General features: G+C 64.3%; 23 protein-coding genes and 1 riboswitch. Of the genes, 14 read left to right on the forward strand and 9 right to left on the reverse strand.

The features are described from left to right. Positions 1–5 precede the first annotated feature (5 nt). Positions 6–1061 carry a phosphoribosylformylglycinamidine cyclo-ligase gene (gene purM, locus NOV72_RS11395; protein WP_106854693.1) on the reverse strand — a complete coding sequence of 352 codons (1056 nt, stop codon included), beginning with the start codon at positions 1059–1061 and terminating at the stop codon, positions 6–8. Positions 1062–1310: 249 nt separating this feature from the next. On the opposite strand from purM, the gene hda reads away from it, so the two are divergent. The 7 genes from hda (at position 1311) to NOV72_RS11430 (ending at position 6954) form a co-directional block, all read left to right on the forward strand. After that, the gene (hda, locus tag NOV72_RS11400; protein WP_106854694.1) at positions 1311–2105 is read left to right on the forward strand and encodes a DnaA regulatory inactivator Hda; all 795 of its coding nucleotides are present in this window, start codon (positions 1311–1313) and stop codon (positions 2103–2105) included. A gap of 11 nt (positions 2106–2116) precedes the next feature. Further along, the gene (locus tag NOV72_RS11405; RefSeq protein ID WP_106854695.1) at positions 2117–2803 is read left to right on the forward strand and encodes a histidinol-phosphatase; all 687 of its coding nucleotides are present in this window, start codon (positions 2117–2119) and stop codon (positions 2801–2803) included. Next, positions 2796–4373 carry a polynucleotide adenylyltransferase PcnB gene (pcnB, locus tag NOV72_RS11410; protein WP_106854696.1) on the forward strand — a complete coding sequence of 526 codons (1578 nt, stop codon included), beginning with the start codon at positions 2796–2798 and terminating at the stop codon, positions 4371–4373. The genes NOV72_RS11405 and pcnB overlap by 8 nt, the downstream gene beginning before the upstream one ends. 78 nt (positions 4374–4451) lie before the next feature. Continuing rightward, on the forward strand, positions 4452–5012 hold the full coding sequence (folK, locus tag NOV72_RS11415; RefSeq protein WP_106854697.1) for a 2-amino-4-hydroxy-6-hydroxymethyldihydropteridine diphosphokinase: 561 nt from the start codon (positions 4452–4454) through the stop codon (positions 5010–5012). Continuing rightward, a complete protein-coding gene (locus tag NOV72_RS11420; RefSeq protein WP_106854698.1) occupies positions 5009–5689 on the forward strand; it encodes a deoxynucleoside kinase in 681 nt (226 codons plus the stop codon). The genes folK and NOV72_RS11420 overlap by 4 nt, the downstream gene beginning before the upstream one ends. A 47-nt stretch (positions 5690–5736) precedes the next feature. After that, positions 5737–6552: a 3-methyl-2-oxobutanoate hydroxymethyltransferase gene (gene panB / locus NOV72_RS11425; protein ID WP_106854699.1), complete on the forward strand. Its 816-nt coding sequence runs from the start codon at positions 5737–5739 to the stop codon at positions 6550–6552. A 102-nt stretch (positions 6553–6654) separates the two neighbouring features. Continuing rightward, entirely contained in the window at positions 6655–6954 is a 300-nt protein-coding gene (locus NOV72_RS11430; protein ID WP_106854700.1) for a hypothetical protein, read from the forward strand. Between the two features lie 10 nt (positions 6955–6964). On the opposite strand, the gene NOV72_RS11435 is transcribed toward NOV72_RS11430, so the two are convergent. Beyond that, positions 6965–7879: a CopD family protein gene (locus NOV72_RS11435; RefSeq protein ID WP_106854860.1), complete on the reverse strand. Its 915-nt coding sequence runs from the start codon at positions 7877–7879 to the stop codon at positions 6965–6967. A gap of 441 nt (positions 7880–8320) precedes the next feature. Between NOV72_RS11435 and NOV72_RS11440 the strand changes: the two genes are divergently transcribed. The 4 genes from NOV72_RS11440 to NOV72_RS11455 all read left to right on the forward strand — a co-directional run bounded on the left by NOV72_RS11440 (position 8321) and on the right by NOV72_RS11455 (position 12867). Then, positions 8321–9067 (forward strand): c-type cytochrome, encoded by a 747-nt coding sequence (locus NOV72_RS11440; protein WP_106854701.1) that lies wholly within the window; start codon positions 8321–8323, stop codon positions 9065–9067. 21 nt (positions 9068–9088) lie between these two features. Continuing rightward, positions 9089–10387 (forward strand): c-type cytochrome, encoded by a 1299-nt coding sequence (locus NOV72_RS11445; protein ID WP_106854702.1) that lies wholly within the window; start codon positions 9089–9091, stop codon positions 10385–10387. A 100-nt stretch (positions 10388–10487) separates the two neighbouring features. Then, positions 10488–11108, forward strand: coding sequence for a PAQR family membrane homeostasis protein TrhA (gene trhA / locus NOV72_RS11450; RefSeq protein ID WP_106854703.1), 621 nt, complete (start codon positions 10488–10490; stop codon positions 11106–11108). 238 nt (positions 11109–11346) lie between these two features. Next, positions 11347–12867, forward strand: a complete 1521-nt coding sequence (locus tag NOV72_RS11455) for a DEAD/DEAH box helicase (protein WP_106854704.1) — start codon at positions 11347–11349, stop codon at positions 12865–12867. 9 nt (positions 12868–12876) lie between these two features. On the opposite strand, the gene NOV72_RS11460 is transcribed toward NOV72_RS11455, so the two are convergent. The 4 genes from NOV72_RS11460 to ggt form a co-directional block, all read right to left on the reverse strand. Continuing rightward, entirely contained in the window at positions 12877–13389 is a 513-nt protein-coding gene (locus tag NOV72_RS11460) for a hypothetical protein (RefSeq protein ID WP_106854705.1), read from the reverse strand. 39 nt (positions 13390–13428) lie between these two features. After that, positions 13429–14253 carry a ferritin-like domain-containing protein gene (locus NOV72_RS11465; protein WP_106854706.1) on the reverse strand — a complete coding sequence of 275 codons (825 nt, stop codon included), beginning with the start codon at positions 14251–14253 and terminating at the stop codon, positions 13429–13431. A gap of 260 nt (positions 14254–14513) precedes the next feature. Beyond that, positions 14514–15854, reverse strand: a complete 1341-nt coding sequence (locus NOV72_RS11470; protein ID WP_106854707.1) for an MFS transporter — start codon at positions 15852–15854, stop codon at positions 14514–14516. Positions 15855–15981: 127 nt separating this feature from the next. After that, a complete protein-coding gene (gene ggt / locus NOV72_RS11475; protein ID WP_106854708.1) occupies positions 15982–17619 on the reverse strand; it encodes a gamma-glutamyltransferase in 1638 nt (545 codons plus the stop codon). A gap of 463 nt (positions 17620–18082) precedes the next feature. On the opposite strand from ggt, the gene NOV72_RS11480 reads away from it, so the two are divergent. Continuing rightward, a complete protein-coding gene (locus tag NOV72_RS11480) occupies positions 18083–18280 on the forward strand; it encodes a hypothetical protein (protein WP_106854861.1) in 198 nt (65 codons plus the stop codon). A 76-nt stretch (positions 18281–18356) separates the two neighbouring features. On the opposite strand, the gene NOV72_RS11485 is transcribed toward NOV72_RS11480, so the two are convergent. Beyond that, positions 18357–18737, reverse strand: coding sequence for a hypothetical protein (locus NOV72_RS11485; protein ID WP_106854862.1), 381 nt, complete (start codon positions 18735–18737; stop codon positions 18357–18359). A gap of 224 nt (positions 18738–18961) precedes the next feature. Here NOV72_RS11485 and glpK point away from each other — a divergent pair, with 224 nt between their 5' ends. Further along, positions 18962–20458: a glycerol kinase GlpK gene (gene glpK, locus NOV72_RS11490; protein ID WP_106854709.1), complete on the forward strand. Its 1497-nt coding sequence runs from the start codon at positions 18962–18964 to the stop codon at positions 20456–20458. A 98-nt stretch (positions 20459–20556) separates the two neighbouring features. Further along, positions 20557–20720, forward strand: a riboswitch (FMN riboswitch). A gap of 151 nt (positions 20721–20871) precedes the next feature. Beyond that, on the forward strand, positions 20872–21609 hold the full coding sequence (gene ribB / locus NOV72_RS11495; RefSeq protein WP_106854710.1) for a 3,4-dihydroxy-2-butanone-4-phosphate synthase: 738 nt from the start codon (positions 20872–20874) through the stop codon (positions 21607–21609). 12 nt (positions 21610–21621) lie between these two features. Here ribB and NOV72_RS11500 read toward each other — a convergent pair whose 3' ends face one another. Together NOV72_RS11500 and NOV72_RS11505 are read right to left on the reverse strand one after the other, a co-directional pair. Continuing rightward, a complete protein-coding gene (locus NOV72_RS11500; protein ID WP_106854711.1) occupies positions 21622–22308 on the reverse strand; it encodes an HAD family hydrolase in 687 nt (228 codons plus the stop codon). A gap of 37 nt (positions 22309–22345) precedes the next feature. Next, the gene (locus NOV72_RS11505) at positions 22346–23524 is read right to left on the reverse strand and encodes an MFS transporter (RefSeq protein WP_106854712.1); all 1179 of its coding nucleotides are present in this window, start codon (positions 23522–23524) and stop codon (positions 22346–22348) included.

Here is a 23524-nt window from a genome sequence, read left to right on the forward strand (position 1 = left end):
CGAGATCAAACCACGACCGTCTGCGCCTCTCCTTCCTTGCTCTCGCGCACGACGCCGATCTTCCACACCTGCTCGCCCGCGCCCGACAGCAATCCGATAGCCGCTTGCGCATCTTCCGCCGCGACGATCACCGCCATCCCGATGCCGCAATTGAACACGCGATGCATCTCCGCATCCGCGACGCCGCCGTGCTTCTGCAGCCACGCGAACAGCGGCGGCAGCGGCCACGCGCGATGATCCAGCTCGGCGGTGAGCCCTTCGCGCAGCACGCGCGGAATATTCTCGACGAGACCGCCGCCCGTGATATGCGCCATGCCCTTCACGGTCACGCTTTGCATCGCTGACAGCAGCGGCTTCACGTAGATGCGCGTCGGCGCCATCAGCGCGTCGGCGAGCGAGCGGCCGTCGAAGTCGGCGTTCAGGTCGGGATTCGCGCGCTCGATGATCTTGCGCACCAGCGAATAACCGTTCGAATGGATGCCGCTCGATGCCAGCCCGAGCACCACGTCGCCCGGCTTGATCGTGCTGCCGTCGATGATCTTGCTCTTTTCCACCGCCCCGACCGCGAAGCCCGCGAGGTCGTATTCGCCATCGGGATACATGCCCGGCATTTCCGCCGTCTCGCCGCCGATCAGCGCGCAGCCCGCCAGTTCGCAACCCGTCGCGATGCCTTTCACGACGTCGGCGGCGGTGTCGACGTCGAGCTTGCCGCAGGCGAAGTAATCGAGGAAGAAGAGCGGCTCGGCGCCCTGCACGAGGATGTCGTTCACGCTCATGGCGACGAGATCCTGGCCGACGGTGTCATGCCGGTTCAGCGTGAAGGCGAGGCGCAGCTTTGTGCCGACGCCGTCCGTGCCCGACACGAGCACCGGTTCCTTGTACTTCTTCGGCACTTCGAACAGCGCGCCGAATCCGCCGATGCCGCCCAGCACGCCGTCGCGCAACGTCTTCTTGGCAAACGGCTTGATCCGGTCGACGAGCGCGTCGCCCGCGTCGATGTCCACGCCCGCGTCGCGATACGACAAACCCTGGGCGTCCGGAGCGGATTTCGGTTGATTCATGGGGAGGGATGCGAGAAGGTCGGTAAAATGCGATTTTACCCGATGATGACCCGGCGACAGTCGGCAGGCCGGATTTTCCCGCGTTCGCAGAAACCACGAAGGCGTTCATTTCGAGATTGAAGGCTTTCTCGAAAGCGCCCGAGCCATTCGCGTACAGGGCGCTCCGCTGCGGCTTTGCGCGTATACCCGCGGCTCATCCGGCAGATTTCAAGATATGCCCGACTCAAGGCCCGACGACACCGATCTCCCGTGCAACGCCAACTGACGCTCGATCTGGGCACGCCGCCGCCCGCCACCTTCGACAATTTCTTTGCCGCCGGCAATCACGAGCTGATCGCGCGGTTGCGCGAGCTCGAAGGCGCACTCGCGGCCGGGCCGGTCGCCGACCGCACGTTCTACGTGTGGGGCGAGCCGGGCAGCGGCCGCAGCCACTTGCTGCAGGCGCTCACATACGAGGCCGCGGGCCACGCGCGCTACCTGAGCCCGCAAAGCGCGCTCCACGCATTCGGTTTCGATCCGCGCGTGTCGCTCTACGCCGTCGATGACTGCGACCGTCTGTCGGCCGCGCAGCAGATCGCGCTCTTCAATCTCTTCAACGAAGTGCGCGCGCACCCTACAAGCGCGCTCGTCGCGACCGGCAACGACGCGCCGCTCGCGCTCACCGTGCGCGAAGACCTGCGCACGCGGCTCGGCTGGGGCCTCGTGTTTCATCTGCAGCCGCTTTCCGACGAAGCGAAGGCGTCGGTGCTGAAGCACGCGGCGCGCGAACGCGGCATCGTGCTCGCCGAGGACGTGCCCGGCTATCTGCTCACGCACTTCCGGCGCGACATGCCGAGCCTCATGGCGCTGCTCGACGAGCTCGACCGCTTCTCGCTGGAGCAAAAGCGCGCGGTGACGCGAGCGCTCCTGCGCACGATGCTCCAGCAAAGCGGCCGCGCCGCGCCGCTCGTTCCCATGACGGCGCAAGACCGGACACCCGGCGATCCGGGCGGCCCCGAATCCGGCCCGGCCACGCCCGACAACGCTCCGACCCGCTTCAAGTAAAATGCGCACCCATGAACCTCGCCCTCTTTGATCTCGACCACACGCTCATTCCCACCGACAGCGACCACGAATGGGGCCGCTTCATGGTGAAGCTCGGCATCGTCGACGCGGATTCTTTCGCGCGTCAGAACGACGCCTTCTATGCCGATTACAAGGCGGGCGTGCTCGACATCAACGCGTATCTGCACGCGATGCTCGCACCGCTCGCGAAATACTCGCGCGAGCAGCTCACCGACTGGCACGCGCAGTTCATGCGCGAAGTGATCAATCCGCGCATCGTGCCGGCCGCCGTCACGCTGGTGCGCGAGCATCAGGACAACGGCGATCTCTGCTGCCTCGTCACCGCGACCAACGCGTTCATCACCGGGCCGATCGCTGAAGCGTTCGGCATCGAAACGTTGATCGCATGCGAGGTGGAAACGGTGGACGACCATCCGCAAGGCGCGCTCACCGGCCGTCCGGCGGGCACGCCGAGCTATCGCGAAGGCAAGATCGTGCGGGTCGAGCAATGGCTCGCATCGATCGGCAAGAAGCTGTCCGATTTCAAGCACAGCTATTTCTATAGCGACTCGCACAACGACATCCCGCTCCTCGAGCGCGTCACCGATCCGGTCGCGACCAACCCCGACGACACCCTGCGCGCGCATGCGCAAGCCAAAGGCTGGCGCATCCTGAACCTGTTCGACACACGTGATTAAAAAACTCATCCGCAAGCTGTTCGGGCAAGAAAGCGCCGACTCCGACGAAAGCGCAACCAACGACACGCCGGCTGCTTCGCCCGACACCAAGCCTGCCCGCAAGAGCACGCGCAAGAAAGCCGCCGCGCCCGCGAAGCGCGATCCGAACGTGCCAGTCATCCTGTCGTCGGACGTTCACGGCATCGATCCGTCGCTGATCTCGAAGAACGCGGTCCGCGTGACCGACGGCCTGCAGCACGCGGGGCATCGCGCGTTCATCGTCGGCGGCGCGGTGCGCGATCTGCTGCTCGGCGTCGCGCCGAAAGATTTCGACGTCGCCACCGACGGCACGCCCGATCAGGTGCAAAAGCTCTTTCGCCGCGCGCGCATCATCGGGCGGCGCTTTCAGATCGTGCATGTGCAGTTCGGGCAGGAGATCATCGAGACGTCCACGTTTCGCGCGTTGATGGACGCGCCGCCCGAGCCGTCCGCCGAACCGCCGCGACGCCTCAGGCGCGGCGAACTCGATAGCCGCACGCATGCCGTCGATGCGAGCGGCCGCGTCTTGCGCGACAACGTCTGGGGCGAGCAGCACGAAGACGCCACGCGCCGCGACTTCACCATCAACGCGATGTACTACGATCCGGCCACGCAAACCGTGCTGGACTATCACGACGGCATGGCCGACATCCGCGCGCGCCTGTTGCGCATGATCGGCGATCCGGCCACGCGTTATCGCGAAGATCCGGTGCGCATGCTGCGCGTCGTGCGTTTCGCGGCGAAGCTCGGCTTCGAGATCGACGAAGCCACGCGCGCGCCGATCAAAGACCTCGCCGATCTGATGAACAACGTGCCGGCCGCGCGTCTCTTCGACGAGATGCTGAAGCTGCTCTTGTCCGGCCATGCGCTCGCGTGTCTCACGCGGCTGCGTCAGGAAGGCCTGCATCATGGCGTGCTGCCGCTGCTCGACGTCGTGCTCGAACAGCCGCACGGCGAGAAGTTCGTCACGCTCGCGCTCACGAGCACCGACGAGCGCGTGCGCGCGGGCAAGCCGGTTTCGCCGGGCTTTCTCTTCGCCACGCTCCTGTGGCACGACGTGCAGACGCGCTGGCAGCAATACACCGCGAACGGCGAATTTCCGGTGCCCGCCTTGCATCGCGCGATGGACGATGTCCTCGACATGCAGACCGAGAAACTCGCGATTCACAAGCGCTTCTCCTCGGACATGCGCGAGATCTGGAGTCTTCAGCATCGGCTGGAAAAGCGCGGCCGCAGCGCGCTGAAGCTGCTGGAACACCAAAGATTCAGAGCGGGGTATGATTTCCTGCTACTGCGTTGCGAATCGGGCGAGCTCGATGCGGCCATCGGCCAGTGGTGGAGCGACTTCATCAGCGGCGATCACGCGGGGCGCGAAGTGCTGCTGTCGCAAGGCGGCAAGGAGAAGAGCGGCCCGAAGAAGCGGCGGCGCCGCAGCAACGCGAAGCGCCGTTCGGGCGAATCGGGTGCGCCATCCGAGCAGGCCGAACAGGGAAACGATGGCGACGCGATCTCGAGCGCGGCGAGCAAGCGCGAAGGCGCCGACAACGAGTAACGCCGGTTTTGGTTACAGTAGCGAAGAGCGATTTCGCTTTCCCGCTTTTCGCTGTGACCCACGCGTAGGACTTCTGCCATGACGATTGCTTATCTGGGCCTGGGGGCGAATCTCGGCGATGCGCGCCAGACCCTGAAAGACGCAGTCGTGTGTCTCGCCCAGCAGCACACGATCACCGTGCTCGCGAAGTCGAGCCTCTATCGCACCGCGCCTGTCGATGCATCGGGCGACGACTACTTCAATTGCGTCGTCAAGCTCGAAACGAGCCTGCCCGCGCGTTCGCTTCTGCGTTTGTGTCATCACATCGAGGAGCAGTTCGGTCGCGAGCGGCCGTATCGCAATGCGCCGCGCACGCTCGATCTCGACATCCTGCTGTACGGCGCATCGAGCATCGACGAAGCGGATCTCGTCGTGCCGCATCCGCGCATGACGGAGCGCGCCTTCGTGCTCGTGCCGCTCGTCGAACTGGAGCCGGATCTCATTCTTCCCCAACGCGGCCGCGCCAATGCGTTCGTCGCGGGCGTCGCCGATCAACGCATCGAGAAAGTCGCGACGTGCCAGTGCATGGTCGCGGCCACGCCGCGCGACGCCGGCGCAAGCGCCCCTTCTTCTTCCAACGACAAGACAGACTGCCGATGAGCGTTCCGCCACTCACCGTGACCGCGCCGCAACTGCGGCCGCCGCATCGTTATATCGCGATCGAAGGGCCGATCGGCGTCGGCAAGACGACGCTCGCGACGCTGCTCGCCGAACGCTGGTCGATGCGCACGCTGTTCGAACGTCCGCAGGACAATCCGTTTCTCGAACGCTTTTATCGCGACACCACGCGTCACGCGCTCGCCACGCAATTGAGCTTCGCCTTGCAGCGCGCATCGCAGACACAGGAAGCCGCCGATATCGTGACGAGCGGCGCCGCGCTGATGACCGACTTCGTCACGCAGAAGAGCGAGCTTTTCGCGCGTCTCACGCTGCCCGACGACGAGTTCCAGTTGTACAGGGAGGTCGCCTCGCGCGTCCGTTCGAGCGGCCCCGCGCCCGAGCTCGTCGTCTATTTGCAGGCGAGTCCCGAAGTGCTCTTCTCGCGCATTCAGAAACGCGCGCTGCCGATGGAACTGCAAATCTCCGATTCCTATTTGCGCGCGCTCTGCGACGCCTATAACGAGTTTTTCTATCACTATGACGCGACGCCGTTGCTCACGGTGAACGCGGAACACCTGAATCCGCTCGCATCGGACGACGATCTCGCGCTGCTCGTCGAGCGCATCGAATCGATGCGCGGACGCAAGGAATTCTTTGTCAAAGGCGTCTCGGTCTAAGCGCCGCGCGGCCACGCCCTCTTTAGCGACTCTTTAGTGAAACGATCATGACGTATCTGCAGGAAACGAATCGCTCGACGATCACCGTCCCCAAGCTTCAATCCATGCGCGAGGCCGGCGAGCGCATCGCGATGCTCACGTGCTACGACGCGAGTTTCGGCGCGCTGCTCGAACGCGCGGGCGTCGATGTCATGTTGATCGGCGATTCGCTCGGCAACGTGCTGCAAGGCCACAGCACGACGCTGCCCGTCACGCTCGCCGACATCGCGTATCACACGGCTTCGGTCGCGCGCGTGAACCGGAGCGCGCTGATCGTCGCGGACATGCCGTTCGGCACGATCGGCTCGAAGGAAGATGCCTACGCGAACGCCGTGCAACTGATGCGCGCGGGCGCGCAGATGGTGAAGATCGAAGGCGGCGAATGGCTCACGGAGACCGTGCGCTTTCTCGTGGAGCGCTCGATTCCGGTGTGCGGGCACGTCGGCCTCACGCCGCAATCGGTGCACGCGTTCGGCGGCTTCAAGGTGCAGGGCAAGTCCGAAGCGGCGGCCGAGCAGATGAAGCGCGACGCCATCGCGCTGCAGGACGCGGGCGCGCAACTGCTCGTGATCGAAGCGGTGCCCACGCTGCTCGCGCGCGATGTGACTGAGGCGCTCGCGATTCCGACCATCGGCATCGGCGCGGGCGTCGACTGCTCCGGACAAGTGCTCGTGCTGCACGACATGCTCGGCATTTTCCACGGCAAGCGGCCGCGCTTCGTCAAAGATTTCATGCAGGGCCAGCCGAGCATTTTCGCGGCCGTCGAAGCCTATGTGCGCGCCGTGAAGGACGGCAGTTTCCCGGGCCCCGAGCACACTTTCTGAACGAGCGCGGGCCGCGCTTCACGATCTGCGTTTTCTCGTACATACTGGCGAGCTTCTTGCGCGTACGCTTGCCAATAGTCACTAAAAGAGCGAGAACGAATCATGTGGCACGTCCTTCCCGATGAATACGTCCGAGCCCAACTGGCCGTGGGCTCACTCGTCGCGCTGGGCGTCGCGCGTGTCGTGGCGGCGGGCATCGGCGCGCAGCACAACTGGCGCATCGCGGCGGTGACGCGCTGGTTCATCGGCGCGGCGTTCGTGTTCTGCCTGCCGCAATTGCTCGAAGTCGTCTTCGTCGCCGACTCGCATACGGCCTTCGTCGAGCTGCAAGGCAAGATCATCGGCTGCGCGGTCGCGCTCTTTTGCGCGCCGATCGTCTCTCACAAACTCGGCTACGAATAAGCGCGCGGTTTCAGCCCGCAAGCGCCGATCCCGGCACGCTGTGCGACAGCACGGCGGCCGCCGCGAACACGCCCGCCATCATCACGGCTTCGATGCGCATCACGTTGATGACCGTGTGGGCGTCCATCGTCGATGCCGAACGTTGCAGACGCGGCAACGCCGACCATCGGTTCAGCGCGCCGAATGCGAGCGCCGCCGCGACGAGTGCGAGCTTCGCGATCAGCGCGTGACCCCAGGCGCTCGCGGTGAGCGCCGCGAGCGAGCCGCCGACGCCGCGCCACGCGTTGAACAGACCCGTCAGAATCACGAGCGCGACCGCGGCCGACGCTGCTTTCGACATGCGCGCGACCGTGCGGATCAGGACCGCGCGCGCCACGGACGTATCGAGCGCCGGCAACACGAACGCCCCCGCGATGACGATGCCGCCCCACGCCGCGGTCGCGAGCAGATGCAGCGTTTGCACGCCTTCCGCGACGGAGAACGCGCCCGCGTCGGCTGCGTGACCGATCGCCGACTTGCCCGCCGCGACGATCAGCGCGGCCAGCGCCGCCGATCCGATCCGCGACATCGATAGCGGCGCGCCGCTCGCCGCGAGCAACAAAGGCACGCTGCCCGCGAGCGCGACCGACCAGCCGATGCCCGCGTGCGTGCCCGTCGCGACGAGCCACAGCGACGCGCCCGCTTCCAGGACCGGCGCGCCGCTCATCGCGGCCGACTGCAGCCACAGGCAAGCGAAGTTGCACGAGACCAGCGCGATCGTGGCGATCGAACAGCCGCGAGCGGCGCGCCGCCAGCCAGGCTGCGCGAACGTCTGTTCGCGTGCCAGCCATGCGTTCAGGAGCAGCGTGCCGAGCGCGCAGGCAAAGGCGAGATCGGCGAGCGCCGCGAAGGCCGTCTGCGCAAGCCAGAGAGGATCGTCGTTCATCATGCGGGACGGGGCGCGGCGGAGGTTCATCGAAGGAAGTCTGCGGAGTCTAAACGAATGTCCACGGTGCAGCACAGCATCGAACGTCGTCGAAACGCCTTGAATTTTTGCCGGGCGCTTCCGAAACTGCTGGAAGCACATCGGTCGAGCGTCTCGCACCGGGTCGAATATTTGTCGATAGGCCGTGGACGAGTTGCGTCTATAAAGTTCGTCTCGGGCGGTCAATAGACGCGTGGCAAATTGTCGCGAATGCGCTGCAGCGGGACTTAGAGCGAGATTGTGTCAAATAGTCATCATCATGCATCGATGATAGAATGCCGCGTCGCATCAGAGGCTCGTCGAGCCGCTGTGGCCGTGGTCCGCCACCCACCGCCCCCTGCGTGGCCGTGGTTCGCCACCTTCGCACCGAGCCGTACGAAGCTCGGCAGGTCCCCGAATTTCATGGAGTGTCGCGTGTTTTCAAGACGCATTTTTCGTCCGCTGCTCGCTATGGCGTTTGCCTCGGCCCTGATCGGCAGCGCGGGCGTTTTCAGCTCCGCCGCGCAGGCGCAGAACCAGCCGATCGCACCGGACACGATGGCCGCGCGCGTGCAAGGCTGTACGGCGTGCCACGGCGTTCATGGTGAAGGCACGGACAACGACTACTTCCCGCGTCTGGCCGGCAAACCGGCCGACTATCTGTACAACCAGCTCCAGAATTTCCGCGAAGGCCGGCGCAAGTACCCGCCGATGAACTACCTCGTCACGTATCTCTCGGACGATTATCTTCATCAGATCGCGACGTACTTCTCGAACCAGCGTCCGCCGTATCCGCCGCCCGCCAAGTCGAATGTCTCGGCAACGACGCTCGCGCGCGGCCAGCAGATCGTGCTGAACGGCGATGCATCGAAGAACATTCCCGCGTGCGCGGCTTGCCACGGCAAGGGCCTGACCGGCATGCAGCCGGCCATTCCGGGTCTCGTCGGCCTGCATTCGGACTACATCAGCGCGCAAGTCGGCGCATGGAAGTCGGGCACGCGTCACGCGAAGGCGCCCGACTGCATGCAGCAGATCGCCTCGCGCCTGACGGACGACGACGTGACCGCCGTCGCCGCATGGCTGTCCACGCAAACCGCACCCGCCAACCCGGTGCCCGCGCCTGCTGGCTCGTTGAAGATGCCGCTCAAGTGCGGCAGCGAACTGCAATAAGGCGTCTGGAGCGACAACATAATGAAACGCAAGTCCCTGTTCGCACTTTCCTCGGCTGTCGTGGTGGCAGCCGTCGCAGCCGGCGCCGTCCTCTGGTCGGGCGGCGACAATCTGCATTCGGGCGGCGCCGTCGCGGCGACGCCGGCCGACAAGGCCGCGCTCATCAAGCAAGGTGAATACCTCGCGCGCGCCGGCGACTGTATCGCGTGCCACACAGTGCGCGGCGGCAAGCAATTCGCGGGCGGCCTGCCGATGGCCACGCCGTTCGGCACGATGTTCACGCCGAACATCACGCCCGACGATCAATACGGCATCGGCAAGTGGACCTCCGACGACTTCTATCGCGCGATGCACACGGGCCGTTCGAAGGACGGTTCCCTGCTCTATCCGGGCTTCCCGTTCACGAGCTACACGAAGGTCACGCGCGCCGACTCCGACGCGATCTACGCGTATCTGCGTTCGGTCACGCCGGTTTCCGAGCCGAGCCGTCCGCATGAACTGCGCTTCCCGTTCAATAACCGCAACCTGTTGATCGGCTGGCGTACGCTGTTCTTCAGCGAAGGCGAGTACAAGCCGGATCCGACCAAATCGGTCGAATGGAACCGCGGCGCGTATCTGGTCGAAGGCCTCGGCCACTGCGCCATGTGCCACACGTCGATCAACGCGATGGGCGGCCCGGTCAGCTCGGCGGCCTTCGCCGGCGGCCTGATCCCGCTGCAGAACTGGTACGCGCCGTCGCTTACGTCGAACAAGGAAGCGGGCCTCGGCGACTGGGACCTGAAGGACATCAACGACCTGTTGAAGACCGGCGTGTCGCAGCGCGGCGCGGTGTTCGGCCCGATGGCCGAAGTGGTCCACAACAGCCTGCAGTACATGACCGACGCGGATGTCAACGCGATCTCGACGTATCTCAAGTCGATCCCGCAGAAGAAGGAAGCGCCGGAAGTCATGCAGTTGGAGACCTCCGAGAAGTTCGGCGGCGAGCTGCTCACGCTGGGCAAGAAGGTCTACACCGAAAACTGCGCGAAGTGCCATCAGGAAAACGGCCTTGGCAAGCCGCCGGCTTATCCGCCGCTCGCCAACAACCAGTCGATCCAGATGCCTTCCGCCGTCAACCCGATCCGCATGACGCTGAACGGCGGCTATCCGCCGAGCACGGAAGGCAACCCGATGCCGCACGGCATGCCGCCTTTCGCACAGGCGCTGTCGGATACGGAAGTGGCCGCGGTCGTGACGTACATCCGTATGTCGTGGGGCAACCACGGCACGCCGGTGTCGCCGCAGCAGGTGAGCAACCTGCGTTCGGCACCGCTCGACTGAGGTCCGCAGCGGTCATCCGCCAGGAGAGCGTACAATACGCGTTTGGGGCGCAGCCTTCGCAGTTGGGGCCGCGCCCCTTGTCTTTTGGCGGATCGAATTCATGCACGCAGGCGAGCGTTTCAACAGCATCAGCCATCTGATCGGCGCGGTGCTGTCGGTGGCGGGACTGGCGGCGCTCGTCACGATGGGCGCGCTCGACGGCGACGCCTACAAGGTGGTCAGTTTCGCGGTGTACGGCGCAATGCTCTGCGCGCTCTATATCGTCTCCACGGTGTATCACTGCGCGCGCACGCCGCGCATGAAAGCCATACTGCAGAAGTGCGATCACTCGGCCATCTACTTGTTGATAGCCGGCAGCTACACGCCGTATACACTAGTGACCTTGCGTGGCCCTTGGGGCTGGTCCCTCTTCGGTGTGAGCTGGGGACTTGCGGCGCTCGGCATCACGCAGGAACTGACGCTCGGGCGGCGAACCCGCAGCGTATCGATGGTGCTGTACGTGTTGATGGGATGGCTCGCGCTCGTAGCCATTCATCCGCTCGTGACGGCGCTGCCGCCCGCGGGTACCGCGTGGCTGGTGGCGGGCGGCGTTGTGTACACCGCGGGCATCTGGTTTTTCATCAACGACGAGCGCATCCGGCACGGACACGGAATCTGGCATCTGTTCGTGCTGGCAGGCAGCCTGTGTCAGTTCGTGAGCGTCGCGCGCTACGTCGCGTGAACGTGGGCTGGAACGGGCGCCGCCGCGTCGAAGTGTCCATCGATGCAACTTAGCGCCAGATGACGTGTCTTGATAGCACGTCGAACCTCGCGGCAACGTGCGGCGATCGCTGATCGCCAATGACCCGCCGCCCGATTTTTCGTCGAGCGATGCACATGCGCTCTGCCGGCCGAAGCCTGATTCGCCGCGGCCTGAGTCGCATGCGCGCCATTCGACACAACGAATAAGTATCCCATTTATGTCTTTCGATTCACTCGGTCTGTCGGAACCACTGCTGCGCGCAGTCAACGAACTCGGCTATTCCAGTCCCACACCCATCCAGCTTCAGGCGATTCCCGCCGTTCTGAAGGGCGGCGATCTGCTCGCGGGTGCGCAGACCGGCACGGGCAAGACCGCCGGCTTCACGCTGCCGATCCTGCAACGCCTGTCGCAACTCGCACCGGCTGCGGGCGGCGCGAAACGCCCGGTGCGCGCGCTGATCCTCACGCCTACGCGCGAACTCGCCGCGCAGGTCGAGGAAAGCGTCCGCGCGTACGGCAAGTACCTGAAGCTCAAGTCGACGGTGATGTTCGGCGGCGTCGGCATCAATCCGCAAATCGACGCGCTGCGCCGTGGCGTGGATATCGTCGTCGCGACGCCGGGGCGTCTGCTCGATCACATGCAGCAAAAGACGATCGACGTTTCGCAGCTCGAAATTCTCGTGCTCGACGAAGCCGATCGCATGCTCGACATGGGCTTCATCCACGACATCAAGCGCGTGCTCGCGCGCCTGCCGGAGAAGCGTCAGAATCTGCTGTTCTCGGCCACGTTCTCCGACGAGATCAAGGCGCTCGCGGACAGCCTGCTCGATTCGCCCGCGCTGATCGAAGTCGCGCGCCGCAATACGACCGCAGAGAAGGTCGAGCAGAAGATTTATCCGGTCGATCGCGACCGCAAGCGCGAACTGCTCACGCATCTCATCCGCGGCAACAACTGGTTTCAGGTGCTCGTGTTCACGCGCACGAAGCACGGCGCGAATCGTCTCGCCGAGCAATTGACGCGCGACGGCATCAGCGCACTCGCGATTCACGGCAACAAGAGCCAATCGGCACGCACGCGCGCGCTCAGCGAATTCAAGGCCGAAACGCTGCAGGTGCTGGTTGCGACCGATATCGCGGCGCGTGGCATCGACATCGATCAACTGCCGCACGTCGTCAACTTCGATCTGCCGAACGTGCCGGAAGATTACGTGCATCGCATCGGCCGCACGGGACGCGCGGGCGCGGAAGGCGAAGCGGTGTCGCTGGTGTGCGTCGACGAGCATCAACTGCTCAAGGACATCGAGCGGCTTATCAAGCGGCCGATTCCGCATGAAGTGATTCCGGGCTTCGAGCCGGATCCGAACGCCAAGCCGGAGCCGATCCAGCGCCGCAGTCAAGGGCGCGGTCAGGGACAAGGCCAGAGTCAGGGGCGTCAAAATCCGCGCAACGGCGAAGGGAAAGGTCGGCCGAATGGCGAGGCTCGCCGCGAAGGCGGCCGTCCCAGCGGTGAGGCGCGTGGCGCGCGTCCGGCGAAAACAAACAACGGCGGCGCACAGCCTTCTCGCGAAGCGCGCAACCCTAACAAGCCAAACGCGAACCCGAATCCGAATCCGGCGCCGCGACGTCCTGAGCCGGTGCAGGCGGGTCATGCCGCGAATTCGCGCAAACCGTCGGGCAATCCGGGCGCGTTGCTCGGCGGCCGGCGAGATGCGCTGCGATCGGGCGACCGCAGCCGCTAAGGCGATATTTCAGGCGGCGGCGCTCGCCGCCCGCTTCAGCCAATCGAGTTGCTCGCGCCATCGCGCGAGCGCCGATTGCGCATCAGTCAGTTCGAAGACGATTCCGTTCGTGAGTCGCGCATACCCCACCCGCTGAATTTCACCGCTCTCGATCGTGCCGACGAAGCACGTCAACGGCACGTCGTCGAGCGGCACGCGGCGCGCATCCAGATGCACCTGATAGAACGCGTCGTCGAATACGAAAGCAAGCGTTGCGCGCCCGGTTGCGATGACGGACTGCGCGGTTCGCGACGACGGCCAAAGCGCGAAGGCGAGCGTGCGCGCATCGGGCGCGAGCAATTCACCGGCGCCGAGCAGCGCGGTTCGCACACGATGAGCGCGATCGGCCGCGCATAGCGACGCGGTGAAACCGGTATTGGCGATGGCAAGCGTGCCGTCGAAAAGCGCGCGCAACTCGGGCGGCCACTCGTCGAAAACGGTCTGCGAAGAGAGCGACGGCTGCGGCGCGTTGTGATCGGACATGGAAGGATGCCGGCTGTGAACCGGCATCGTTGGGCGAGGTTAGCGGAAGAACAACTGCGTCATTTTCGAAAGCGGATAGTGCACGCCGGGCTGTATGCGCGCGGGCAAATCGAGCGGCTTCAGCAGCATCTTGATGGCCTGATCCGCGGACAGATTGCGCCGCACGAGCGCATTCACACGCGCGGAAAGCTCGCGGTTGTACTCGGCATCCTGCGCGCGCTCAGGATAACGAATGGCGAAGACGTGCCGCAACGCGATCTCCGAATCCTCGCTCTTCAACTCCACCACGCGCCGCACGAGCGCGCCGAGCACGGCGATACGGCCATTGCCTTCGATCTTGTTCCACTTCTTGAAGAAGTGAAAGAAGTGCTTGTAGTGCCGCACTTCGTCCGTGCGGATGTTGTCGGTGATTTCTTTCAGCACCGGCTCGTCCGAACAATCGTTGATTGCGCGATAAAGCGTGGCGGTTCCCGTCTCGACGACGCAGCGCGCCACCATTTCGAGCGCGCGCTTCTTCTCGAATGCCTCATAGGAGCAGGTGAGCGAGTATTCGTCGAAGAAATTCCTGAACGCCGTGTCCCAGTCGAACTCCGGCCACACGTGATTGATGTATGTCTTGAGCGCCCGGCCGTGCTGCATTTCTTCGGGCTCCCATTCATTGTTCAGCCACGCCGAAATCTCGGGGTCGTCGTGAAAATACTTGCTGAGGTTGCTCGTATAAAGATCGGTGCCGCTTTCGATAAACGAGCAGGCGCACAACAACAAGAGAAGATGCTCGTTCGCTGCCGCCTTCTGCCGATCGATCCTGGATAGATCGATGTCTTCGATGCGCCAAGGCATCACGTGTGTACTGTCTGTATGCATATATCGCGCTCCCAAGCTGGACTGAACGCGCCATCGGCCAACAAAGACGGCCGAGGTTCAGGCGACGCCGTGAACGGTTCGGTCCTGGCGTCCTCTACTTCAAGTGTTAGCGGCTTGTTTTTCCATCTTAGCCGCCCTGCAACGAGTTTGCAGACATGGGGACAGACTCACGCGCGGCGCGCCGGTTCCTTGCGTGCCGAATTCTTACACTCAGGCGAGCATAGTTGATGCGAAATCGCAAAAAACGTGCCGACGAAGCATCACGACATCGCGCGGCGTGCCGCATGCATGCGCCAGGCGACGATCGCCAGCGACACCCCCGACATCACCGCGGCCAGCAACACGTAGTAACTGGGCGCGAGCTTGTCGCCGGTGAAGTGAATGAACGCCTCGACGATCGTCGGCGCGAAGCCACCGAACAGCGTGACACCGAGCGCATAAGCGATCGACAGGCCGGTCGAGCGCACACGCGTCGGGAAGATCTCGGACATGAGCGCGGGCATCGGACCGGAGTACGCCGCCTTCAAGATTCCCGCTACCGCTTGCAGCACGACGAGCGACGCGACGGTCGGATGCGCCTGCAGCCAGGCAAACATCGGATAAATTGTTACGCCCATGAAGATCGACGTGCCCAGCATGATGCGAATGCGCCCGAGCCGGTCGGAGAGCGCGCCCATCAACGGCGAGAAAATGAACTGAAGTCCGCCGTTGAGCACGACGACGGCGAACGATGCCGTCGCCGGAAGATGCAACTGCTTGACCGCGTACATCGGCATGTAGAGTTGCAAGACATACACGCCCACGGTCGATTGCGCCACGATGCCCACGGCCAGCAGCAGATTCAGCCATTGATTCGAGAACGAGACGCCGGGAGCATGTGCCTTTCTCTCGGAGCGCGTCGCCAGAAATTCCGGCGTTTCGTCCAGATGCGAGCGGATGTAGTAGCCAACCGGCCCGACGAGCAAACCGAAGACGAACGGAATGCGCCAGCCCCAGCTTTCGAGTTGCGGCTGCGGCAACCAGGCGCTCAGAACGGAGCCGAACGCCGCCGCCATGATCGCGGCGAGCCCCTGGCTCGCGAACTGCCAGCTCGCGTAATAGCCGCGCCGCGCCTCGCTGTGCTCGACCATGAACGCGGTCGCGCTGCCGAACTCGCCGCCGACCGCGAAGCCTTGAACGAGGCGCGCGAGCAGAATCAGCAGCGGCGCGGCGACACCGATGTGCTGATATGAAGGCATCACGGCCATCGTGAGCGTGCCGACCATCATCAGCAGAATGGCGAGCGTGAGCGCGGCCTTGCGACCTTTGCGATCGCCGTAGACGCCGAGCACGATCGCGCCCAGCGGCCGCATCAGGAACGAAATGCCGAACGTGCCGATGGCCAGCATGGTCGACAGCCATTCGTCGTGCGACGGAAAGAACGCCTTCGCGATGACCGTCGCGAAATAGCCGTAGACGAGAAAGTCGAACCACTCGAGCGCGTTGCCGATCGACGACGAGAACACGATGCGGCGGATCATCGCCTTCGACGGCGCGGCCGGAGCGGCACTCGCTACCGTGGCGCTCCGGGTATCGGGCGCTTCATACGCGCGTTCGTTCATGACTTCTCCTCCCTGCTTCCGTGTCGTGGATACAGGCGTGCGCATCCCCGTCGCCTGCAAGATTGCAGCGACCGATGCAGTTTTCTTATGAAGGGAGACCGGCGACGGCCGGCCTCCGATGGTGGCGCTAGAACCCCGCCGCGAGTCCGTCGCGCCGGCTGTCGCTCGCCGCGACATAGCCACGCTCGGGATCATTGCGATCGAGCTTCCAGATGTATTGGCCCGAGCCGAAGTCCATATACGGGTCGTCGACAGACTTGATCGTGTGGCCAAGGGCTTCGAGCGCACGCGCGGTCTCGAGATCGAGCGTGGCTTCGATGTCGATCGTGAAATCGCGATTCACCTTCCAGCGGGGTGCGTCGCACGCTGCCTGCGGCTGCTGGCCGTAGTCGAGCATGCGCACGATCGATTGCAGGTGCCCTTGCGGCTGCATGTCTCCGCCCATGACGCCGAAGCTCATGACGGCTTCGCGCTTGCCCTCGACTTCCTGTGTCAGGAACGCCGGGATGATCGTATGGAACGGACGCTTGCCGCCTTCGACCACGTTCGCGGACTTCGGATCCATCGAGAAACCGCAGCCACGGTTTTGCAGCGAAATGCCGGTATCCGGCACGACGACGCCCGAGCCGAAACCCATGTAATTCGACTGGATGAAGCTCACCATCATGCCGCGCTCGTCGGCCACCGACATGTAGATGGTGCCCCCCGCCTTGGGCATGCCGAAATCGAACTGCGTCGCCTTCGACGGATCGATGAGCTTCGCGCGTTCCGCCAGATAGGCGTCATCGAGCATCTGTTCGGGCGTGACTTCCATCGAGCGCGGATCGGCGACGTTGCGATAGACGTCGGCGAAGGCGAGCTTCATCGCCTCGATCTGCAAATGCTGCGATTCGATGCGATCGACGCTCAGCGCGCTCACGTCGAACTTGTCGAGAATGCCGAGCGCGATCAACGCCGCGATGCCCTGCCCGTTCGGCGGAATCTCGTGTACCGTGTAGCCGCGATAGTCCTTGCTGATCGGCTCGACCCAGTCCGCGCGATAGTTGCGCAAGTCGTTCATGGTCAGCGCGGCACCGCCCTCGCGCGCGAACGCGGCGATGCGCTCGGCGATCTCGCCTTCGTAGAAAGCGCGCGGGCCGTGCTGCGCGAGCAGGCGCAGCGTTTTTGCATGGCCGGGGAAGCGCACGAGTTCGCTCACTTCGGGCGCGCGGCCGTGCGGCATGAACACATCAGCGAAGCCTGGCTGATCCTTGAGCTCGGGCACCGCCGCCGCCCACTTGTACGCGACGATGCTCGCCACCGCATGCCCGCGTTCGGCGATCTCGATGGCCGGTTCCATCAGGTCCGCGAACGGCAGGGAGCCGAACTTCGAGTGCAGCGCCTCCCATCCGGCGATGACTCCGGGCACCGTCACCGCATCCCAGCCGCGCTTCGGTTGACGGGCGAGTCCGTTCTCTTCGCCGTACTTGCGCCGAAAATAGTCGACGTTCCATGCCGCCGGCGACACGCCCGATGCATTGAGACCGTGCAGCTTCCGGCCGTCCCAGACGAGCGCGAACGCATCGCCGCCCAAGCCGCATGACACGGGTTCGACCACGGTGATGGCGGCCGCCGCGGCGATCGCTGCATCGACGGCATTGCCGCCTTTCCAAAGCATGCGCAATCCGGCTTGCGCGGCCAGCGGATGCGACGTCGAAACGATATTGCGGGCGAACACCGGCAGGCGCGGCGTGGGATAGGGGTTTTGCCAGTTGAAGCGAGTCATTGAATGAAGTCCGAAATACGAGCGGGCAGAACATGCCGGGCGGATTTGCTGGCGAGCCGGGCAAAAGAGGAATATTGCATTGTCCGCTTAATCCAAAACAAATTCATTTATCGTATAAATTAATGAAAACAGCGCATGAATTGGTCGCACGCATTCGGACTACTTCGCGCGTCTTCAGGTGTCGCATGTTTGTGTGCACCGCCGCACGAACTTCAGGTTGATTCTCCGAGTTCACGCCGATGACGGACCGCTTCCACGGCGGGAAAAAGTCAAAGCCAAAATTTTCAACGCGGATTTGGCACTTGTCAGACGCTTGCCTACAATCCCAATTCCCGGCATCCGCGGCACACAATCGACGCGTTTGCCCGGCGGTTTTTCAGTTTCCCCGTACAACGTTTCGAAGCAAAAAGATCCGGCTTACAAAGCCGGCTGCTTATGCCGTTCGGTCGTCATGGAGAACACAATGCTGAGTCCGCACGAATTTGCCACGCTGCTACTGGTTCAGGAAGCGCCCAATCAGGTCGACATGGAACGCCAGGAGCTCGACGCTCTGCTCGAACGTCAGCTCGTTCAACTCGAAAATCTCACATCCGGACGCCAGCAATGGCGCCTCACCGCCACCGGCGATTCCACCGTCAAGGCTTTCAAGCGCTACTCGTAGCTCGCGCAGCAGGACTCGGGACGCGGCCCGTGGCCGCGTCCGATTCACCTCTTCCAATACTCTTCATCAAGCGACTTCAGCCGGCACGCAGTGTCGGATCGACTGCGGCGCGCCAGCTCAGCGCCTGCGCTCGCTGATCCAGGAAGAAGCTCGCCCACGCGCTTTGCGCCTCGGGGCCAGGATTCGCCCGATACGTGCGATAACGCTCGGCGATCGCCGTCTGGAACGCGCAGAAGCGCTCCCTGGACAGCCCGCCGCGCCGCTCGGCCACATAGGCGTCGTAGAAAGTCGAATAGACCGATTGCGCGTCCGCGCCGTAATCGACCGGCGACGTCCCGCACATGCCCTGCAGCGCCTCGAATGTGGGCGCGCCCATCGATCCGTCCAGACTCGGCGTTCCCACGCAGCCCGCCAGCAACGCCGCACTCAGCACACCGGAAACCCACAACATTCGCATCGCATTCACCTTCGATCGACTTCGTGCCGCCAGTATCGGACGAACGGAATCGGCGCGCCACTCGGCCAAATGGCATAGGCCAAACGACATTCGAGCGAAAATGTGTCAAATGGCTTATGCCATTCGGCCAGGTTGTCCGCGCCGCCTCGCTCCGATAGATTGCGCAAACGGACATCGGCTGGCGTTGCACGAGGCGTCGATGTCGGCTCAAATCGGAGGAGACCATGCCGGATCAGTACATTCTCGCACTCGACCAAGGCACCACCAGTTCGCGCGCCATGCTGTTCGACAGAAACGGCAACGTCGTGTCCGTGGCGCAGAAGGAGTTCCAGCAGATCTATCCGGAAGCAGGCTGGGTCGAGCACGATCCGCAAGAAATCTGGTCGACGCAGGCAGGCGTCGCCGCCGAAGCCGTCACGCGCGCCGGCGCGCGCGCTTCGTCGATCGCTGCGGTCGGCATCACGAATCAGCGCGAAACCACGATCGTCTGGGACCGCGAGACAGGCAAGCCGGTCTACAACGCGATCGTCTGGCAAGACCGTCGCACGGCCGGCTTCTGCGACGAGCTCAAATCGCGCGGACTCGAAGGCATGGTGCGCGCGAAAACCGGTCTGCCCATCGACGCGTATTTCTCCGCGACCAAGATCCGCTGGATTCTGGACAACATCGAAGGCGCCCGCGACAAGGCGAAGCAAGGACGGCTCGCGTTCGGCACCGTGGATAGCTGGCTCGTGTGGAATTTCACGCGGCGCGGCCTGCATGTCACGGACGTCACGAATGCATCGCGCACCATGCTGTTCAACATTCACGAGCGGCGCTGGGACGACGATCTGCTCGACGCGCTCGACATCCCGCGCAGCATGCTGCCCGAAGTGCGCAGTTCGTCCGAGGTGTATGGCACGACGCAAGGCACGGTGTTCGCGTCGGACGTCCCGCTCGCCTCGCTCGCCGGCGATCAGCACGCGGCCCTCTTCGGCCAGATGTGCACGGATTCCGGCATGGTGAAGAACACCTATGGCACCGGCTGCTTTCTCGTCATGAATACGGGCGACAAACCGATCGAGTCGCGCAACAATCTCGTCACGACGATCGCCTGGCAGATCGGCGATCAGGTCAATTACGCGCTCGAAGGCAGCATCTTCATCGCGGGCGCGGTCGTGCAATGGCTGCGCGACGGCATCGGGCTCATTCGCCACGCAGCCGAGATCGAGACACTCGCGGAAGGCGTGCCGCATAGCGACGGCGTCTATCTCGTGCCCGCGTTCGCCGGCCTCGGCGCGCCGCACTGGAACGCGCGTGCACGCGGCACGCTCTTCGGCGTCACGCGCGGCACCACGTCGGGTCATATCGCGCGAGCGGCGCTCGATTCGATCGCGTATCAGTCGTTCGACGTGCTTAAGGCGATGGAAGCGGACTCGGGCATGCGCATCGGCGAATTGCGCGTCGATGGCGGCGCCTGCGCGAACAATCTTCTGATGCAGTTTCAGGCAGACATTCTCGGGGTCGATGTCGCACGTCCGCGCATCGCGGAAACGACGGCGCTCGGCGCGGCGTATCTCGCGGGGCTCGCGGTCGGCTACTGGAAGGATCTCGCGGAACTCAAAGCCCAGTGGCAACTGGAGCGCCGCTTCAGTCCGTCGATGCCGAAACAGGAGATCGAGTCCTGTCTCGCCGGATGGCAACGCGCGGTCAATGCGGCGAAGTCATGGGCGGACAATTGACATCATTTTCCGGAACCACCCGCCATGCGGCGGTGCAAAAAACCGCCGCGTGCGTTATCCTAAAAAAGCTGACGGGTCATTCGGCCCGGCGGCATTCAGTACGTCTTCAGGGCGGGGTGCAATTCCCCACCGGCGGTATGTGGCGAGGCCTCGCGGCTAGACCACGAGCCCGCGAGCGCCCGCGCCGGCAGCATGCGCGGGGTCAGCAGATCTGGTGAAACGCCAGAGCCGACGGTCACAGTCCGGATGAGAGAAGATGTGCAGATGGTCATGTCCGTTCCCCCTGGCGTTTTTTGCATCGCGCCGAACCGGACGACGCCGCGCCTTCGGGCGTGTCGCCGTGGGGTGTCGTTCTGTCTGTTTGCAATGCCCTGAAACGTTTTTCGCCTAATTTCTCCGCGAGAGCGTTTCACATGTCTCAAACTCAAACCAGCAGCAGCCTGTCGTTCGCCGCACCCGCCGTCATCGCCGACGACGCCTTTGCCGATCTTCCCCAACTCGCTTCGTTCGACGTTCCGCCGCGCATCGCCGCAGCGCTTCACGCCATGCGCGAAGGCCGTCCCGTCGTCCTGCAAGACGATGACGATCGCGAGAACGAAGCCGATCTGATCGTCGCCGCCGAGAAGCTCACCGACGCCACCATGGCCCTTCTGATCCGCGAATGCAGCGGCATCGTTTGTCTGTGCCTGCCCGACGACAAAGTGCGCGCGCTCGAACTCCCGCCGATGGCCGCCGCCAACGGCAGCCGCTACGGCACCGCGTTCACGGTGTCGATCGAAGCGCGCGAAGGCGTGACCACGGGTGTATCGGCGGCGGATCGCGTGACGACGATCCGCGCGGCCATTGCCGATCATGCGAAGCCGGGCGATATCGTCCGGCCCGGCCACGTCTTTCCGCTGCGCGCGATGCCGGGCGGCGTGCTCGCGCGGCGCGGCCACACGGAAGGCACCGTCGATCTCGCGATTCTCGCGGGGCTCAAGCCCGCAGGCGTGTTGTGCGAACTGATGAACGCGGACGGCACGATGACGCGCGGCGAGCAAGTCGAGCGCTTCGCGCGGGAACATAGCCTGCCGATGCTGACCATCGCGGAACTCGTCGAATTCCGCGCGGCGCTCGCAGCGGCACGCGAGTCCGTGGAGGAAGCGGCCTGAGTCGAAAAGCGCTCAGGACAGCACGTCGCCGAAATCTCCTCGCACGCCCGCCGCGACGAGCGCGGGCAGTTCGTCCATATGCTCCATGATCCGTGTAATGCCGGTTTCGCGGAGCACCTGCGCGTAGCCTAACGGAATATGGCTCGCGCCGACGAACGCGATGGTCTTCATGCCCGCCGCGCGCGCCGCCGTCAGTCCGGCGACGCTGTCTTCAACGACGAGACAGCGCTCGGGCGCGACATCGAGCGTGCGCGCCGCGAGCAGGTAGACATCGGGATAAGGCTTCGGCCGCTCGACCTGTTGCGCACTGAACACGCGCGCGCCGACGACTTCGTCCAGTCCCGCGCGCCGCACCGACGCCCGCACGCGCTCCAGACGGCTGTTCGAGACCACCGCGACCGGCAAGCCGCACGCTTCGAGCGCGGCGCGCACGCCGGCGATCGGTCCGACCGAGCGCGCGAGTTCAACGGAGACACGCGCCTCGATCGTGTTGACGAAATCCGGCGGCATCACGATGCCGAACTTCGTTTCCAGATGGGTCAGGAAGCGCGAGGTCTGCTGCCCGAAAGCCGTCTTGACGACCGGTTTGAAGTCGATGCCGGGAAACGTCTCGCTCAGGACGTCCAGCATCACGCGATCCGCGATGACTTCGCTATCGACGAGCACGCCGTCGCAATCGCAGATGAGATGATCGATCATGTTGGCTCGAATTACGTTGAGCCAACATGATAAGCGTTCAGCAAGCGTCGGCTGCTTTTACTTCGGACGGAATGCGCGGCGCATCCAGCCGCGCAGCGAACCCCGTCACAGCAAGGGCCGCGAGCGCGACCACGGCGGCGGCCCACGGAAGCGCGTCGAGACCGTGGCCGTGCGTCAGCACCGCGCCGCCGAGCCACGCGCCGCCCGCATTGCCGACGTTGAACGCGCCGATATTGAGCGTCGAGGCGAGATTCGGCGCGTCTTTCGCCTTCTCGACGACGCGTGCCTGCAAGGGCGGCACCGTCGCGAACGCCGCGATGCCCCACACGAAAATCGTGACGATCGCGCCGGTCTGACTGTGGCTCGTGATCGCGAACACGGCCATGACGATCGCGAGCGCGAAGAGAATGCCCATCAGCGAGGGCATCAGCGCGCGGTCGGCCAGCTTGCCGCCGATCGTATTGCCGATCGTGAGCCCGACGCCGAACAGGACCAGAATCAGCGTGACGGCGCGCGGCGAGAAGCCGCCAACCTGTTCGAGAATCGGCGCGATATAGGTGAACACGACGAACACGCCGCCGAAACCGAGCACGGTCATCGTGAGCGCGAGCCAGACCTGGCCGTCGCGCAGCACGCGCACTTCGCGTCCGAGTCCGCTCGGCGCGGCATCGTGGCGATTTGGCACGAGCGCGGTCACGCCGAGCGCGGAGAGCACGCCCAGTCCGGCGACGATCCAGAACGTCGCGCGCCAGCCCAGTTCCTGACCGACGAACGTCCCGAACGGCACGCCCAGCACGTTCGCGAGCGTGAGCCCGGTGAACATCAGCGCGATGGCGCTCGCGCGCTTGTCCGCCGGCACGAGCGACGCGGCCACGACCGCGCCGATGCCGAAGAACGAGCCGTGCGCGAACGACGTCACGACACGCGCGACCATCAAAAGGCCATAGTCCGGCGCGACCGCGCACAGCACGTTGCCGACGATGAACACGAGCATGAGCCCTTGCAGCGCGAGCTTGCGCGGCAATTTGCTCGTCAGCACGGCGAGCAGCGGCGCGCCGACCGCGACGCCGAGCGCGTAACCGGTGACGAGCAGGCCCGCCGACGGAATCGATACGGAGAGGTCGTGCGCGACGTTGGGCAAAAGGCCCATGATGACGAATTCCGTCGTGCCGATGGCGAATGCGCTGATCGCCAGCGCGAGAAGTGGAAGAGGCAT

The organism is Caballeronia novacaledonica (assembly GCF_900258035.1).
Lineage (GTDB): Bacteria > Pseudomonadota > Gammaproteobacteria > Burkholderiales > Burkholderiaceae > Caballeronia > Caballeronia novacaledonica.

Coding starts and splice junctions, on each gene's coding strand:
- ribB (WP_106854710.1), top strand. CDS start 20,872: ATGTCTCAAACTCAAACCAGCAGCAGCCTGTCGTTCGCCGCACCCGCC.
- NOV72_RS11505 (WP_106854712.1), bottom strand. CDS start 23,524: ATGCCTCTTCCACTTCTCGCGCTGGCGATCAGCGCATTCGCCATCGGC.
- NOV72_RS11500 (WP_106854711.1), bottom strand. CDS start 22,308: ATGATCGATCATCTCATCTGCGATTGCGACGGCGTGCTCGTCGATAGC.
- trhA (WP_106854703.1), top strand. CDS start 10,488: ATGCACGCAGGCGAGCGTTTCAACAGCATCAGCCATCTGATCGGCGCG.
- NOV72_RS11455 (WP_106854704.1), top strand. CDS start 11,347: ATGTCTTTCGATTCACTCGGTCTGTCGGAACCACTGCTGCGCGCAGTC.
- NOV72_RS11470 (WP_106854707.1), bottom strand. CDS start 15,854: ATGAACGAACGCGCGTATGAAGCGCCCGATACCCGGAGCGCCACGGTA.
- NOV72_RS11420 (WP_106854698.1), top strand. CDS start 5,009: ATGAGCGTTCCGCCACTCACCGTGACCGCGCCGCAACTGCGGCCGCCG.
- glpK (WP_106854709.1), top strand. CDS start 18,962: ATGCCGGATCAGTACATTCTCGCACTCGACCAAGGCACCACCAGTTCG.
- NOV72_RS11435 (WP_106854860.1), bottom strand. CDS start 7,879: ATGAACGACGATCCTCTCTGGCTTGCGCAGACGGCCTTCGCGGCGCTC.
- NOV72_RS11405 (WP_106854695.1), top strand. CDS start 2,117: ATGAACCTCGCCCTCTTTGATCTCGACCACACGCTCATTCCCACCGAC.
- folK (WP_106854697.1), top strand. CDS start 4,452: ATGACGATTGCTTATCTGGGCCTGGGGGCGAATCTCGGCGATGCGCGC.
- ggt (WP_106854708.1), bottom strand. CDS start 17,619: ATGACTCGCTTCAACTGGCAAAACCCCTATCCCACGCCGCGCCTGCCG.
- NOV72_RS11440 (WP_106854701.1), top strand. CDS start 8,321: ATGGAGTGTCGCGTGTTTTCAAGACGCATTTTTCGTCCGCTGCTCGCT.
- panB (WP_106854699.1), top strand. CDS start 5,737: ATGACGTATCTGCAGGAAACGAATCGCTCGACGATCACCGTCCCCAAG.
- NOV72_RS11480 (WP_106854861.1), top strand. CDS start 18,083: ATGCTGAGTCCGCACGAATTTGCCACGCTGCTACTGGTTCAGGAAGCG.
- NOV72_RS11465 (WP_106854706.1), bottom strand. CDS start 14,253: ATGCATACAGACAGTACACACGTGATGCCTTGGCGCATCGAAGACATC.
- NOV72_RS11485 (WP_106854862.1), bottom strand. CDS start 18,737: ATGCGAATGTTGTGGGTTTCCGGTGTGCTGAGTGCGGCGTTGCTGGCG.
- purM (WP_106854693.1), bottom strand. CDS start 1,061: ATGAATCAACCGAAATCCGCTCCGGACGCCCAGGGTTTGTCGTATCGC.
- NOV72_RS11445 (WP_106854702.1), top strand. CDS start 9,089: ATGAAACGCAAGTCCCTGTTCGCACTTTCCTCGGCTGTCGTGGTGGCA.
- NOV72_RS11460 (WP_106854705.1), bottom strand. CDS start 13,389: ATGTCCGATCACAACGCGCCGCAGCCGTCGCTCTCTTCGCAGACCGTT.
- NOV72_RS11430 (WP_106854700.1), top strand. CDS start 6,655: ATGTGGCACGTCCTTCCCGATGAATACGTCCGAGCCCAACTGGCCGTG.